This window comes from Streptomyces corynorhini, from assembly GCF_003346515.1.
Lineage (GTDB): Bacteria > Actinomycetota > Actinomycetes > Streptomycetales > Streptomycetaceae > Streptomyces > Streptomyces corynorhini.
The window spans coordinates 16216-31395 of record NZ_QQNA01000200.1; the positions used below are offsets into that span (position 1 = coordinate 16216).

Genomic DNA, 15180 nt, shown 5'->3' on the forward strand with positions numbered 1-15180 from the left:
GCGGCTCGCGGCCCACTACTGAAGTCGTGCGATCTGTCGTAGGTCCTGTCGTCGACGCCCGCCTCGCGCCGTGGGGCGGGCGGGACGTCGACGACGGGCTTCTACCGCCCGGTGAAGCGCCTGGCGTGCTCCAGGTGGGCGGTCAGCCGCTCCTGGATCCGTACGGTGGCCTCGTCCAGGGCCTTACGGGTGCGCCGCCCTCCCTCGCCCGCCGTGAAGGCGTCGCCGTAGACGACGTCCACCCGGCTGCGCAGCGCGGGCAGCCCCCGTATCAGCCGGCCGGGGCGCTCCGTGGAGCCGAGCACCGCGACCGGCACGATCGGCGCTCCCGACCGTACGGCGAAGTACGCGAGCCCGGCGCGGAGCGAGGCGAAGTCCCCCTCGCCCCTGCTGCCCTCCGGGAAGATCCCCAGCACACCGCCGTCGGCGAGGACCCCGAGCGCGTCGGTGATCGCCGTGCGGTCGGCGACCGACCGGTCCACCTCGATCTGTCCGATCGCGTGCAGGAACGGGTCGAGCGGACCGATGAAGGCTTCCTTCTTGATCAGGAAGTGCACCGGCCGGGGCGCGGTGCCCATCACCATCGGACCGTCGATGTTGTGCGCGTGGTTCACCGCCAGTATGACGGGCCCGCGCGCCGGCATGCGCCAGGCGCCGAGCACGCGCGGCTTCCACAGGCCGTACATCAGCCCGATGCCGATGCCCCTGCCGACCGCCGCGCCCTTGCCGGAGACCGCCGCGCCCGCCCCGCTCACCCGGCGGCCCGCTTCTCCTCGACCAGGGTCACCACGCACGCGATGACCTGCTGGAGCGTGAGGTCCGTGGTGTCCACCTCGACGGCGTCCGCGGCCTTGGCCAGCGGGGAGGTCTTGCGTCCCGCGTCCGCCGCGTCCCGCGTGACCAGCGCCGCACGGGTGACGGCGACGTCCACCGCCTCCTTGCCCGTCAGCTCGCCGCTGCGGCGGGCGGCGCGGGCCTCGGGGGAGGCGGTGAGGAAGATCTTGAGGTCGGCGTCGGGCAGGACGGTCGTGCCGATGTCACGGCCCTCGACCACGATGCCGCCGACGGCCGCCGCGGCGATGGAGCGCTGCAGTTCGGTGACGAGGGTGCGCACCTCGGGCACGGCGCTGACCGCGCTGACCCGGGAGGTGACCTCCTGGGTACGGATCGGGACCGCGGCGTCCGCGCCGTCCACCGTGATGGTCGGGCCCGCCGGGTCGGTGCCGGAGACCAGGACGGGCTTGGCGGCGGCGGTGGCGACGGCGGCCGGGTCGTTCACGTCGACACCGTTGGTGATCATCCACCAGGTCATCGCGCGGTACTGCGCGCCGGTGTCCAGGTAGCTCAGCCCGAGCTGTGAGGCGACGGCCTTCGAGGTGCTCGACTTGCCCGTGCCGGAGGGCCCGTCGATGGCGACGATCACCGGCTTCCGTACGGTCCGGACGGGGGATGCTCCTGTTTCCACGGGGGGCGGACACCTTCCTGGTTCACGGGGTGGATGTGCGGGGACGCGCACACGCCCCCGCACAAGGTTACCGAGTGCTGGAGGCCGCCCGTGCCGCCGGTCGTACCGCCCGTCCTACTGCCGGATCGACCAGCCGCGCTCGCGCAGGGCCGCCGCGAGTACGGGCGCCGCCGACGGTTCCACCATGAGCTGGACCAGGCCCGCCTGCTGGCCGGTGGCGTGCTCGATCCGTACGTCCTCCACGTTGACCCCGGCACGGCCCGCGTCGGCGAAGATCCGGGCCAGCTCGCCCGGCCGGTCGCCGATCAGCACGGCCACCACCTCGTACGCCGCCGGGGCCGTGCCGTGCTTGCCCGGCACCCGTACCCGGCCCGCGTTGCCGCGCCGCAGGACGTCCTCGATCCCGGCCGTCCCGCCGCGCCGTGCGCCGTCCTCGGCGGACTGGAGGGCACGCAGCGACTCGACCGTCTCTGCGAGGTCGGCGGCGATGCCGGTCAGCACGTCGGCGACCGGCCCGGGGTTGGCGGAGAGGATCTCGACCCACATCGCGGGGTCGGAGGCCGCGATGCGGGTGACATCGCGGATGCCCTGTCCGCACAGGCGCACCGCCGTCTCGTCGGCCTCCTCCAGCCGGGCGGCGACCATCGAGGAGATCAGCTGCGGGGTGTGCGAGACCAGGGCGACGGCCCGGTCGTGCGCGTCGGCGTCCATGACCACCGGGACGGCGCGGCAGAGCGCGACCAGCTCCAGGGCCAGGTTGAGCACCTCGGTCGCGGTCTCCGGGGTGGGCGTGAGCACCCAGGGCCGCCCCTCGAAGAGGTCGGCGCTCCCGGCGAGCGGCCCCGAGCGCTCCTTGCCCGCCATCGGATGCGTACCGATGTACGCGCTCAGGTCGGCGCCCAGCGCCGCCAGCTCGCGCCGGGGGCCGCCCTTGACGCTCGCCACGTCCAGATAGCCGCGGGCGACGCCCTCGCGCATCGCGGTGGCGAGGGTGGTGGCGACATGCGCCGGTGGTACGGCCACGATCGCCAGGTCGACCGGCCCCTCGGGCGCCTCGTCGGTGCCCGCGCCGAGCGCGGCGGCGGTGCGGGACCGGGTGGGGTCGTGGTCGCGCAGGTGGACGGTGACCCCGCGCCCGGCCAGCGCCAGCGCGGCGGAGGTGCCCATCAGCCCGGCGCCGATGACGAGCGCCGTCCTCACTGGGCGATGTCCCTGCGGAGAGCCGCCGCCGCGCCGAGGTAGACGTGCGCGATCTCGGACTTGGGCAGACCGGACTCGATGTGGGCCATTATCCGCACGACGCGCGGCAGCGCCCCGGCGATGTCCAGCTCCTGGGCGCAGATCAGCGGCACGTCCACAATGCCCAGGCTCCGCGCCGCGGCGGCGGGGAAGTCGCTGTGCAGGTCGGGGGTGGCCGTGAACCAGATGCTGATCAGGTCCTCGGACGTGAGCCCGTTGCGCTCCAGAATCGTGGCGAGGAGCTGCTTGACCTGCTCCTCCATGTGCCCGGCCTCGTCCCGCTCCAGCTGGACTGCCCCACGGACCGCTCGTACCGCCACGACGCTCTCCTCGGTGATCGACTGCTCACCCCAGGGTAGTGCCGCGCCCGGCCGACGGGCTCAGGAGTCCCAGAGGGCACCGAGCGACAGCAGCTCGCTCCGGTGCTCGATCCGCTCGGCCCACTCCTTGGGCCAGACTCCCGCCCCCAGGTGGGCCCCGGCGAACGCGCCCGTCAGGCAGGCCAGGGAGTCGGAGTCGCCCCGGGTGCAGGCGGCGCGGCGCAGGGCGGTCAGCGGGTCGGTGGGGAAGAGCAGGAAGCAGAGCAGCCCGGTGGCGAACGCCTCCTCGGCGATCCAGCCGTCGCCCGTGATCAGACACGGGTCGGTCTCAGGGGAGGGGGTGCGCAGGGCTTCCTGGAGGCGGTCGAGGACCGTGATGCACTCGTCCCAGCCGCGGGAGATGAACGCCTCGGGCGTCGGGTCGCCCGAGCGGCTCCACAGGTCGCCGAGCCAGCGCCGCCGGTAGTGCTCCCGGTGTTCGTAGGCGTACGAGCGCAACTGGCCCACCAGCGCGGTGGGTTCGCCGCCGTGCACCAGCAGGTAGACGGCGCGGGCCGTGAGGTCGGAGGCGGCGAGGGCGGTCGGGTGCCCGTGGGTGAGGGCCGCCTGGAACTGCGCGGCTCCGGCGCGCTGTTCGTCGCTGAGGCCGGGGACGAGGCCGATCGGCGCGACCCGCATGTTGGCGCCGCAGCCCTTGGACTCCATCTGGCTGGCGCGCTGCCAGGGCTGTTCGCTGTCGAGGAGTCTGCACGCCGTCAGACAGGTGTTGCCGGGGGCGCGGTTGTTGTCGGGTGAGTGGTACCAGGCGACGAACTCGTCGCGCACCGGCCGTTCCAGCCGCAGCGGGCCGAGCACCCCCCGGTCCATCGCCGTCCTGATGCCCCGCGCGAAGGCCAGCGTCATCTGGGTGTCGTCCGTGACGAACGCGGGGTCGGGCAGCGGCATCTCGCGCCAGGGCCCGCACTTCGCGAGGATCGAGGGCACGTCGTTGAACTCGGTCGGGAAGCCGAGGGCGTCGCCGAGCGCGAGTCCGATCAGCGAGCCCGTGGCGGCTTGTTTGGTGAGGGTCCTCGCGATGATCATGCGGTCCGTCCTTCCGGTCGATCCGGTCGCAGCAGAGGTGGATGCGGCGTGGTGGCGGCGCCCGCGCGGTACAGCGCCGCCGGTTTCCCGCGTCCGCCGGTGCGGCGGGGCGGTCCTTCCAGCGGCTCGACGAATCCGGGCGTGGCCAGCACCTTGCGCCGGAAGTTGGGGCTGTCGAGCCGTACGCCCCAGACCGTCTCGTACACCTGCCGCAGCTCCCCGAGCGTGAAGGCGGGGCGGCAGAAGGACGTGGCGAGACAGGTGTATTCGAGACGGGCACCGATGCGGTCGCGGGCGTCGGCGAGGATGCGTCCGTGGTCGAAGGCCACCGGGCCCGGTGGTGCGGGCCCGCTGTACGGCGTCCAGCGGGCCCGCGCCGCGTCCCCGCCGCCGCGCGGCTCCGGCAGGTCCGGTACGAGGGCCGCGTACGCCACCGACACGACCCGCATCCGGGGGTCCCGGTCGGGGGCGCTGTAGGTGCGCAGCTGTTCCAGGTGGAAAGCGCCCGCCGTCTCCTCCGACAGCCCGGTCTCCTCGGCGAGTTCGCGCAGGGCGGCCTGCCCCGCGGACTCCGTCGGCCGTACGAAGCCGCCGGGCAGCGCCCACGCCCCCCGGTAGGGGTCCTCGCCGCGCTCCACGAGCAGGACGTGCAGCAGGCTGTCCCGGACGGTGAAGACGGCGAGGTCGACGGCGACGGCGAACGGCTCGAAGGCGGTCGGGTCGTACCCCTCGGGGGCCCGCGGCGAGCCCGGCGCGGCGTTGGTGAGGCTCACTCCGGTCCCTCGCCTCCCCCGGCGCTTGCCCGGCTCTCTTTATGGTCACCATGACTATAAAGCGGTGGCGGACCGCCGGACAAGACGGCCCGGCACGGCGCGGCCCCCCGGACACGCCGGAGGGCCCGGACACACCGGAGGCCCCGGACACACCGGAGGCCCGCGGCGACGGCCGCGGGCCTCCGTGTGTCCGGGGGGACGGGGCGGTTACAGCCCCACTTCCTTCATCAGCATGCCGACCTCGGTGTTGGTCAGCCTGCGCAGCCAGCCGGACTTCTGGTCGCCCAGCGGGATCGGGCCGAAGGACGTCCGCACGAGCCGGTCGACCGGGAAGCCCGCCTCGGCGAGCATGCGGCGGACGATGTGCTTGCGGCCCTCGTGGAGGGTGACCTCGACGAGATAGTTCTTGCCGGTGTTCTCCACGACGCGGAAGTGGTCGGCCTTGGCGTAGCCGTCCTCCAGCTGGATGCCGTCCTTGAGGCGCTTGCCCAGGTCGCGCGGCAGCGGTCCCTGGATCGCGGCCAGGTAGATCTTCTTCACGCCGTACTTGGGGTGCGTGAGGCGGTGGGCCAGCTCACCGTGGTTGGTGAGAAGGATGATGCCCTCGGTCTCCGTGTCGAGCCGCCCGACGTGGAAGAGACGCGTCTCACGGTTGGTGACGTAGTCGCCGAGGTTCTGCCGCCCGTCGGGGTCGCCCATCGTGGAGACCACGCCGGCCGGCTTGTTCAGCGCGAAGAAGAGGTGCGACTGCGTGGCCACGGTCAGGCCGTCGACCTTGATCTCGTCCCGGTCCGGGTCGACGCGCATGCCCTGTTCGAGGACGATCTCGCCGTTGACCTCGACGCGGGACTGTTCGATCAGCTCCTCGCAGGCGCGGCGCGAGCCCATGCCGGCGCGGGCGAGGATCTTCTGCAGCCGCTCGCCCTCCTGCTCGGCGCCCGGGTTGGTCCTGGGGGTCTTGATGGACGGCTTCTCGGAGTACCGGTCGCGGTTGCGCTGCTCGATCTTGGCGTCCAGCTCGCGGGGGCGGGACGAGGCGCCGCGCCGGGGACCGCCGCGCGGGGCTCCGGCCCGTGCGGGCTTGGGGCCGCCCTTGGCGCCGCCCCTGGCCTCCGCGCCGCGCGCGCCGGATCCCTTGCGGGCGCCGCCGGGTGCGCCGGAGGCGGAGGAGCCGCCGGTGGGGCCCTCCGAGCGGCCGACGTCGTAGCGGCGCTCCTCGGGGCGCGGACGGGAGGGACGCTTCTGCTCGTCGTCGCGCCCGGCCTCACGCCCGGCGCCCGCGCTCCGACCCGCGCCCGCGCCCCGACCCGCGCCCGCCGCGCCCCGGCCGCCACCGGTGCCCCGGCCGCCCGCGGCGCCCCGGCCTCCGGTGCCGCGGCCGGCGCCCGCGGCGCCCCGGCCGTCCCGGCCGGCGCCGCTCCCGCCGCCACCGCTCCGGTTGCCGCTTCCGCTGTTCCTGTCGTTGCTTCGCATCAAAGTTCCGTCTTGTCGTCTGCGTGGGTGTCCGGGGCGTACGGTGCGTCCGGATCGAACGACGGAACGCCCTCCTGGCTCTCGGCCTCGATCGCGTCCGCCTCCGGGAGGAATGGTGCGAGTTCGGGTAGCTCTTCCAGCCCCCGCAGGCCCATCCGCTCCAAAAAGAAGTTCGTCGTCCTGTACAGGATCGCACCTGTTTCGGGTTCCGCGCCCGCCTCCTCGACCAGACCCCGCTGGAGGAGGGTGCGCATGACGCCGTCGCAGTTCACTCCGCGCACGGCGGAGACCCGCGAGCGGCTCACCGGCTGGCGGTACGCGACGACCGCGAGGGTCTCCAGCGCGGCCTGGGTCAGCCGGGCCTGCTGGCCGTCCAGGACGAAGCTCTCGACCGCCTCCGCGTACGCGGGCCTGCTGTAGAAGCGCCAGCCGCCCGCGACCTGCCGCAGCTCGAATCCGCGCCGCTGGACGGTGTACTCGTCGGCCAGCTCGCGCAGCGCGTCCGCGACGGCCTGCCGGGGCCGGTCGAGCACCCGGGCGAGGTGCTCCTCGGTGGCGGGCTCGTCGACGACCATCAGGACGGCCTCCAGCGCGGGCTTGAGGGCCGCGCGCGGCTCCGTGCCCGGTCCCGTACCGGCGCGCCCGTCCGTCCCCGTACCGTGCCGCTCGTCGCTCATGCCCGCTCCCCGTCCGTCCCGTGCGGCCGGGGCCGCCGCTCCGCCCGCTCGTCCGCCGCCCGCTCGTCCGCCGCCCGCTCGTCCGCCGCCCGCGCCGGGCGGTCGAACTCGTCCGTCACGGCCGGTTCTGCGCCGTCCCGCCCGCCCGTCCAGCGGACCATCAGCCGGCCGAGTGCCTCGCCCTGTTCCAGCTCGACGGCCCGCTCCCGGTACAGCTCCAGCAGCGCCAGGAAGCGCGCCACCACGGTCAGGGTGTCGGCCGCGTCCTCGGTGAGCGCCGCGAAGTCGGCCTCCCCGCGGGCGCGCAGCCGGGCCACGACGAGCGCCGCCTGCTCCTGGACGGAGACGAGGGGGGCGTGGATGTGGTCGACGTACACCTGCGGCGCGGGTCTGGCGCGGGTCGCCCGCGCGGCGAGCGCGGCCAGTCCCTCGGGGCCGACGCGGATGACGACCTCGGGCAGCAGCTCGGCGAGGTGCGGTTCGAGGCCCACGGTGCGCGGATACCGCCGGGCCTCGGCCGCCAGCCGCGCGTCGAGGATCTCCGCGACGCGCTTGTACGCGCGGTACTGGAGCAGCCGGGCGAAGAGCAGGTCGCGCGCTTCGAGGAGCGCGAGGTCGGCCTCGTCCTCGATCTCGGCGGCGGGCAGCAGCCGGGCGGCCTTGAGGTCCAGCAGGGTGGCGGCGACCACGAGGAACTCGGTGGTCTGGTCGAGGTCCCCGTCGGGCCCCATGGCCCTGATGTACGCCATGAACTCGTCGGTGACGGTCGACAGGGCGACCTCGGTCACATCCATCTTGTGCTTCGAGATGAGCTGGAGCAGCAGGTCGAAGGGGCCCTCGAAGTTCGCGAGCCGTACGGTGAACCGGCCGTCGCCCTCGGCGCTCTGCGCGCCCGGCTCCGCCACCGGCCCGGCGGCGGGCGCCTCGGCGGGCTCCTCGACCGGCTCGGCGGCTTCGGCCTCCACCGCCGGCCCGCGCCCCAGCGCGCGGCGGGGCGGACGGGCGGCGGTGGGCGGCGGAGGCATCGGGGTCCTGAGGACGGAGCGGGCGGAGCTGCTCGCGCAGGCTACCTTCAGCGTCCGCGCAGGCGTCGTACGAGGATGCTCGCGTCGCCGCGCGATTCGAGGTCGGCGAGGACCACGGCGACGGCTTCGCGCACGATGCGGCCCCGGTCCACGGCGAGCCCGTGCTCGCCGCGCAGGACCAGCCGCGCGTGTTCGAGGTCCATCAGCTCCTCGGCCGAGACATAGACCGTGATCTTCTCGTCGTGCCGTTCGCGTCCGCTGGGGCGGCGGTTGGCGCCCCGCCCGCGGCGGCGCTGCTGGCCGCCCTGCGGGCCGCCGGCCGCCGGGGCCTGGCCGGGCTGGCCGGGGGCGCCGCCCTCCTGTGGTCTGCGTCCCTTCGCGGCGGCGGACTGCTCGGCCTCCGTCGCCCGGCCGCGCGAGGACTCGGTGGAGTTCGGGTCGGCCGCGGTGTGCTGCTCGGCCGGGGCCGCGGAGCCCGCGCCGCCCGTCCTGCCCTCGCCCGCCGGGTCGCTCTCCCCGGCGGGTCCCGGCACCCGGGCCTCGCCGTTGGCGCCCCGCCGCTGCCCCGCGGGCGACGAGGAGGTCAGCGCCATGCCGCCGGTCGTACGGAACAGCTCGTCGGCCCCGGGCAGACTCACTCGGCGTGACACCGGGCGAGCACCTCCCTGGCGAGCTGGCGATAGGCGGCGGCGCCGACGGAGTTGGAGGCGTACGTGGTGATCGGCTCACCGGCGACCGTGGTCTCCGGGAAGCGCACGGTCCGCCCGATCACCGTGTGGTACACGTGGTCGTCGAACGCCTCGACGACGCGCGCGAGCACCTCGCGGCTGTGCACCGTACGGGAGTCGTACATCGTGGCGAGGATGCCGTCGAGTTCCAGCTCGGGGTTGAGCCGTTCCTGGACCTTCTCGATGGTCTCCGTGAGCAGCGCCACACCGCGCAGCGCGAAGAACTCGCACTCCAGCGGCACGATCACCTTGTGCGCGGCGGTCAGCGCGTTCACGGTCAGCAGACCGAGCGAGGGCTGACAGTCGATCACGATGTAGTCGTAGTCCTGGAGCAGCGGCTTCAGGGCGCGCTGGAGGGTGGACTCGCGGGCGACCTCGCTGACCAGCTGCACTTCGGCGGCCGAGAGGTCGATGTTGCTCGGCAGCAGGTCCATGTTGGGCACGGCGGTCTTCAGGAGCACCTCGTCGGCCGCCATGCCCCGCTCCATGAGCAGGTTGTAGACGGTGAGGTCCAGCTCCATCGGGTTCACGCCGAGACCGACCGACAGGGCTCCCTGCGGGTCGAAGTCGACGAGCAGCACACGCCGGCCGTACTCCGCGAGCGCGGCGCCCAGGTTGATGGTCGACGTGGTCTTGCCGACGCCGCCCTTCTGGTTGCACATCGCGATGATCTTCGCGGGGCCGTGGTCGGTGAGCGGGCCCGGGATCGGGAAGTACGGCAGGGGGCGCCCGGTCGGGCCGATCCGCTCGCGGCGCTGGCGTGCGGCGTCGGGGGCGAGGGTGGCCGCGTACTCGGGGTCCGGCTCGTACTCGGCGTCGGGGTCGTAGAAGTGCCCCTCGGGCACTTCGCTGTAGTCGGCGAATGGGCTGGACTCTCGCCCGCCCTCGTTGCCGGCCATGGCGTTCACGTGTTGGCCGTCCATCATCTGGTGGGCTGTCGTCATGTGCTGGTGGGTGGCGAAGGTGCGGACAGCTACGGAGCCGACAGCCTCGAACCCGGACGACGGGTTCTGGCCCCTCACCGGCATTCCTGGTTGACCACCCCCGGGAGTAAATGTCGACTCATTCACAAGTCGTCTTACCTCCTTGGACGGGACCAGGAAACTTTATCGATAGGTCAGCGTGGCACCATGCCGACGGTTGGCGACTCTATGGCGTGTCACCACTTCGCAGCAACACAATCCGCCGGACCCGACCCGATGTGTCGGTAACGGAACATCCCTCTGTCAAGGGCGCACGCGCCTCTCACCAAGGCATGACCCGCGTGTTTTCCGTCCCCATCAACCGGTTGAAAACGTTACGTTCGAGGCGTGTTGACCGGGGGTTCGGCGGGCTCCGGCACGCGACCGGCCGGACCTCGGGGAGCAAGATCCGGCCGCTGGCGCGATGTTGACGTGACGCGTTGACGCGTCAGCCGAGAAGCGTCCCCAATTCGGCGTGATCCAGCCCGTGGGCTTCGGCCACCTCACGGTAAACCACCTGGCCCTCATGGGTGTTGAGCCCCTTGGCGAGGGCCGGGTCCCGGCGCAGCGCGCCGGTCCAGCCGTGGTTGGCCAGCTCCACGATGTACGGCAGCGTGGCGTTGGTCAGAGCGTACGTGGAGGTGTGGGGTACGGCACCCGGCATGTTGGCCACGCAGTAGAAGACCGAGTCGTGGACGCGGAAGGTCGGGTCGGCGTGGGTCGTGGGACGCGAGTCCTCGAAGCAACCGCCCTGATCAATCGCAATGTCGACAAGTACACTTCCGGGCTTCATCCGGGCCACCAGCTCGTTGGTGACGAGCTTCGGCGCCTTCGCGCCCGGGATGAGCACGGCCCCGACGACGAGGTCCGCCTCGACGACCGCCTTCTCCAGTTCGAAGGCGTTCGAGACGATGGTCCGTACCTTGCTGCCGAAGATCCGGTCGGCCTCGCGCAGCTTGTTGATGTCCCGGTCGAGCAGGGTCACCTGGAAGCCCATGCCGACGGCGATCTGGGTGGCGTTCCAGCCCGAGACCCCGCCGCCGATGACGACGGCCCGGCCCGCGGCCGTGCCCGGCACGCCGCCGGGCAGCACCCCGCGCCCACCGGCGGAGCGCATCAGGTGGTACGCGCCGACCTGGGGCGCCAGCCGGCCCGCGACCTCGGACATCGGGGCGAGCAGCGGCAGCGCGCGGTTCGCGGTCTCGACGGTCTCGTAGGCGATGGCGGTGGTGCCGGAGTCCAGCAGGGCCTCCGTGCAGGCGCGGGAGGCGGCGAGGTGCAGGTAGGTGAAGAGCGTCTGGTCCTTGCGCAGCCGGTGGTACTCCTCGGCCACCGGCTCCTTGACCTTGAGCAGCAGATCGGCGGCGGCCCAGACCTCGTCGGCGGTGGGCAGGATCCGCGCGCCCGCGGCCGTGTACTCCCCGTCCGTGATCGAGGAGCCCGCACCGGCGTCGTGTTCGACGACGACCTGATGCCCCTGGCGCACCAGCTCGTGCACGCCCGCGGGTGTGATGGCCACCCGGAATTCGTTGTTCTTGACTTCACGGGGGATACCGACCAACACGGCAGATCACGGTCCTTGACTCAGGGGACTCCCGGGGCAATCCCATATATACCCGGACACACGTGGCGTACGGGGAGACGCCGCGGAGGAACGCGGCAGAGCCAGTCTAATGAAGGATTTCTCGCTGTCTAGCCTTGCAAAGCATCAATCTCCAGCCGAAGCGCTACGGATTTCGCAGGTGTTTTCCCTCGGTTTCCAAGAGTCGCTCGGAGGTCGCCCGGTGCAGCCTGGCCGCCGTGGGGTCGCCGAGCCGGTCCAGGGTGTCGGCCAGCCGCAGCTGCAGCGCGGCCTGGAGCCGTACGTCCTCGGCCCGGCGCGCCCATTCGACCGCCTCCTGGCAGGTGCGCAGCGACTCCTGCGGCCGGCCCGCGTACTCCTGGACCCTGGCCGCCTCGCTCAGCGTCCGCGCCAGACCGGGCAGGTCCTGGAGCCTGCGGTGGAGGGCGGCGGCTGCCCGCCAGTTGCGCAGCGCCTCGCCGTAGCGGCCCGCGTAGGTGTGGACGGTGCCGAGCCGTCCGTGGAGCCGCGCCTCGTCGGCCCGCTCGCCTCTGCTCAGCCGCTGGGAGAGCGCCCTGCCGTACCAGTCGGCCGCCCGCTGCCAGTCGCCCAGGTCCTGGTGGGCCCCGCCGATGGATTCCATGGCGCGGCCGGTCGCGTAGAGGTCGCCCGCCTCGCGCCCGGCGTCCAGCGCCGCGCGGTAGCGCGCGAGCGCGTCGTGGGTACGGCCGGTCCTGGCGTCCAGGTCGCCGATGTTCAGCAGCGCCGCCGCCCGCTCCCGGTGCAGCCCGCGGCGCTCGGCGATGTCCAGGACCAGCTGGTGCAGCCCGTACAGCTCGGGCGCGGCGGCCTCGGTGCCCCGGTGCGCGGCGAGCGCCCGCACCAGCGCGGCGACCAGTCTGCGGGCCAGGGTGTCCAGCTCGCCGTCGGCGACCGCGAGCCGGGCGCAGGCCAGCAGCGCGGGCCGCCGCGAGTACAGCCACGCGTCCGCCGCCCCGGCGTGCGGGAAGCGCAGCGCGCGCGGCAGTCCGGCCAGCCGCCGCCGCGCCGCGGAGCCCTCGGGGTCCGTGACCGCGCGGCAGGACTGGAGCAGCCGTACGGTCCGCTCCAGCATCCGGGCGCGGGCGAGCTGCACCTCGGCGGGCCGGTCCTCGTGCTCCATGACGGCCCGCAGCAGCGGGACCAGACAGCCGGGCACCACGTACTGGGGGGCGGTCGCCCCGGCGTCCTGGCAGCCGAAGTCCAGCGGGCCCGGGTCGGGGGTGGGGTCGTCGGCCCGGTGCAGCAGACCGCGCACGGTGAAGTCGTCCAGCGTCACCCCGGCCGCCGAGACCGAGCAGCCCGCCAGCGCGGAGGCGGTGTGCGCGTCGGCGAGGCCGCCGGGCGCGAGCGCGAGCAGTCGCAGTATCCGGGCGGCGGGCCCCGGCAGGCTCTCGTACACCAGCTGGAAGGCGCGGGCCAGCGGCCGGTCCCCGACCGGCAGGTCGGTGTCGTACGGCAGCGCGCGCAGCCGCTTGGCGGCGTCGGCCACCGAGGCGGTGGGCCGGGCGGCGAGCCAGCCGCCCGCCAGGACGAGCGCGGCGGGCTGTCCCCCGCACTCCTCGGCGAGCGACTCGGCGGCCTGCGGGTCGACGGTGATCCGTACGGATCCGGCGAATCGCGCGAGGAGTTCGATGGCGGCCTTGGCGTCCATGCCGCCGAGCGTGCAGGGGCGTACGTCGGGCACCCCGGTGAGCGGCCCCTGCGCCACCGCGACCACCAGGCAGCCGGGGTTGTCGGGGACCAGCGGATCGACCTGTTCGGCGTCGGCCGCGTCGTCGAGGAGCAGCAGGACGCGGCGGACGGCCAGCGCCTCGCGGACCATCTCGGACAGCTCGTCCTCCCCCGCGCCCGGCGGGGTCGCGACTCCGAACACGCCGAGGATCTCGCGCGCGGTCCGCTCGGTGGGGACGGGCGCGCCGCCCGCCTCGGTCAGCCGGGCCCTGACGACTCCGTCGGGGTAGCCGGGGGCGAGCTGTCCGGCCAGCTCCCGGGCGAGGGCGGTCCGTCCCGAGCCGGGGCGTCCGGCGATCAGCAGGACGCGGGCGCGCGGCTCCTTGCGTCCGGAGATGGTGTTGAGTCCGGCGCGTTCGATGTCGCCGTGCAGCGCCTTCAGTTCACGCTGGCGCCCGAAGAAGTGGTCGTCCGGGGGCCGCTCGCCGGAGGGCCGCGCGCCGGATCGGGGCGGTACCGGATCGGGGGTGAGGAGTGGCGGGGACGGCCGGACCTCGGCCGGGGCGGTGACCAGCGGGGCCGCGGGCGGGGCGGTGACGGGCGAGGCAGCGGGCGGCGCGGCGGCCTCGCCGGGGCCGGGGCCAGGCCCAAGCCCTGCGCCGGGTCGAGGAGCGGTGCCGGGCTCAAGGCCGGTGACCGCCTCGGGAGCGATGCCGGGCTCCGGAGCCGCGACCGGCTCGGCGCCCGTGGCCTCGGCCGGAGCGGCGCCGGCGGCCTCGGCCGGAGCGGCGCCGGCGGCGGGATCGGCCGCCACGGTCGGCGCGGGCGGCGCGGACCCGCCACCGTCCGTCACCCCGGCCGGTACGGGGTCCGCCTCCGGCTCCGGCTCGGGGTGCCGGTCCCGGCCGCTCTCCCGTACGGGATCGATGGCGGTTTCGACACTCTCCGGGATGTTCGTCCGACTCTTCCCCTTCGTACGGGAAGTTCGCTTCGGCGGCTTCCGCGCCGTCTCGGTCCGGCCGCTCGGCCGGGTCTCCGACGCGGCGTCAGATACCGTCACCTCCGCCGGGGTTGACTCTTGTTCAGGGGCGTCGCCGTCCCCGGTCGCCCGCGCGCGGCCCGAGCCGCTCACATCCACCGCCTGATCCGTCACGGGCCACGCTCCGTCCGCCTGCGCACGAGCCGAGCCCGGCGGGTCTCCGCACGGGCGGTTCGAGCGTAGTTCACTCTCTGCGACGAAAGCCGGGGAGCGCGGCCGGGGAATCCCCCGATCGGATCAGCATTTCGTCGGATCAGCGGATCGAATCGGGTCAGGATTCGAACGGACGGGCCGGCCAGGGCGCGTCGGCCGGCCGGAGCGCGTCCGTACCGTCGCCCGCCAGCGCCGCCGTGAGCGCGAGCACCCCCACGGCCAGGCAGTTGTTGTGCAGCTCACCGGCGAGCACCCCGCGCACCAGCTCCGGCAGGGCGACCCGGGCCAGCTCCATGTCGGCCTCCTCCTCGGAGACCTCGAAGCGCTCGCCCTCCGCCGCCGACAGATCGCGGGCGAGGAAGATCCGTACCGCCTCGTCGCAGCCGCCCGCCGTCGTGTAGACGTCCGTCAGCACCCGCCAGTCCTCGGCCTTGATGTGCGCCTCCTCGTACAGCTCGCGCTGCGCCGCGTGCAGCGGGTTCTCGCCGGGCACGTCGAGGAGCCCGGCCGGAATCTCCCACAGCTTCTGGCGCACCGGGTGCCGGTACTGCCGCAGGACGAGCACCCGGTCCGACGCGTCGAGGGCGAGGATCCCCACGGAGCCGGGGTGGACCTGGTAGTCCCGCTTCACGACCGTGCCGTCGGGCATGACCACATCATCGGTACGGACACTGGTCTTGTTGCCGCGGAAGGGCGTCGCGGTCGCGGTGACCCGCCACTCCTCGGGGGTGTCCTTGATGGTCATGGCAGCGTCCTCCCACAGTGGCGCACAAGCGGAAACCGGGGCACCGGTCCGCGCGACCCGTACCCCGGCTCCCACCGTATCCCCTGCGTCACGCCCTACGGCTGGTCGGCCCGCGCCGTGACCTGCGCCGTGACGTCCGCGGCGACCGGCGCGTTCTCCCGGCGCTCGACCGCGGCCTTCACCAGCCCGGCGAAGAGCGGGTGCGGGCCGACCAGCCGTAGGGC

The 15180-nt window shown here is 73.8% G+C and carries 13 protein-coding genes and 1 pseudogene; all 14 read right to left on the reverse strand.

Annotation, left to right across the window (positions count from 1 at the left end; genetic code table 11):
- Nucleotides 1-101: 101 nt before the first annotated feature.
- Nucleotides 102-686, reverse strand: a complete 585-nt coding sequence (locus DVH02_RS23700; protein WP_407697672.1) for a lysophospholipid acyltransferase family protein — start codon at nt 684-686, stop codon at nt 102-104.
- Between the two features lie 65 nt (nt 687-751).
- A complete protein-coding gene (gene cmk / locus DVH02_RS23705) occupies nt 752-1465 on the reverse strand; it encodes a (d)CMP kinase (RefSeq protein ID WP_233518422.1) in 714 nt (237 codons plus the stop codon).
- Nucleotides 1466-1579: 114 nt separating this feature from the next.
- Entirely contained in the window at nt 1580-2665 is a 1086-nt protein-coding gene (locus tag DVH02_RS23710; RefSeq protein WP_114625855.1) for a prephenate dehydrogenase, read from the reverse strand.
- Nucleotides 2662-3024 carry a chorismate mutase gene (gene aroH / locus DVH02_RS23715; RefSeq protein ID WP_114625856.1) on the reverse strand — a complete coding sequence of 121 codons (363 nt, stop codon included), beginning with the start codon at nt 3022-3024 and terminating at the stop codon, nt 2662-2664. Before aroH ends, DVH02_RS23710 begins: the two co-directional genes overlap by 4 nt.
- A 60-nt stretch (nt 3025-3084) precedes the next feature.
- Entirely contained in the window at nt 3085-4107 is a 1023-nt protein-coding gene (locus DVH02_RS23720) for an ADP-ribosylglycohydrolase family protein (RefSeq protein ID WP_114625857.1), read from the reverse strand.
- Nucleotides 4104-4880: an NUDIX hydrolase gene (locus DVH02_RS23725; RefSeq protein WP_114625858.1), complete on the reverse strand. Its 777-nt coding sequence runs from the start codon at nt 4878-4880 to the stop codon at nt 4104-4106. Before DVH02_RS23725 ends, DVH02_RS23720 begins: the two co-directional genes overlap by 4 nt.
- Nucleotides 4881-5087: 207 nt before the next feature.
- Nucleotides 5088-6353 carry a pseudouridine synthase gene (locus DVH02_RS23730; protein ID WP_114625859.1) on the reverse strand — a complete coding sequence of 422 codons (1266 nt, stop codon included), beginning with the start codon at nt 6351-6353 and terminating at the stop codon, nt 5088-5090.
- The gene (gene scpB, locus DVH02_RS23735; protein ID WP_407697673.1) at nt 6353-6928 is read right to left on the reverse strand and encodes an SMC-Scp complex subunit ScpB; all 576 of its coding nucleotides are present in this window, start codon (nt 6926-6928) and stop codon (nt 6353-6355) included. The genes DVH02_RS23730 and scpB overlap by 1 nt, the downstream gene beginning before the upstream one ends.
- A 98-nt stretch (nt 6929-7026) precedes the next feature.
- Entirely contained in the window at nt 7027-8055 is a 1029-nt protein-coding gene (locus DVH02_RS23740; RefSeq protein ID WP_114625860.1) for a segregation and condensation protein A, read from the reverse strand.
- Nucleotides 8056-8102: 47 nt separating this feature from the next.
- Nucleotides 8103-8693, reverse strand: coding sequence for a hypothetical protein (locus tag DVH02_RS23745; protein ID WP_114625861.1), 591 nt, complete (start codon nt 8691-8693; stop codon nt 8103-8105).
- The gene (locus tag DVH02_RS23750; protein WP_114625862.1) at nt 8690-9811 is read right to left on the reverse strand and encodes a ParA family protein; all 1122 of its coding nucleotides are present in this window, start codon (nt 9809-9811) and stop codon (nt 8690-8692) included. Before DVH02_RS23750 ends, DVH02_RS23745 begins: the two co-directional genes overlap by 4 nt.
- 382 nt (nt 9812-10193) lie before the next feature.
- On the reverse strand, nt 10194-11309 hold the full coding sequence (ald, locus tag DVH02_RS23755; RefSeq protein WP_114625863.1) for an alanine dehydrogenase: 1116 nt from the start codon (nt 11307-11309) through the stop codon (nt 10194-10196).
- A gap of 144 nt (nt 11310-11453) precedes the next feature.
- A pseudogene (locus tag DVH02_RS23760) lies at nt 11454-13593 on the reverse strand (tetratricopeptide repeat protein).
- Between the two features lie 736 nt (nt 13594-14329).
- Complete coding sequence (locus DVH02_RS23770) at nt 14330-14956, reverse strand: NUDIX domain-containing protein (RefSeq protein WP_114625865.1); 627 nt, start codon at nt 14954-14956, stop codon at nt 14330-14332.
- Nucleotides 14957-15180: the final 224 nt, after the last annotated feature.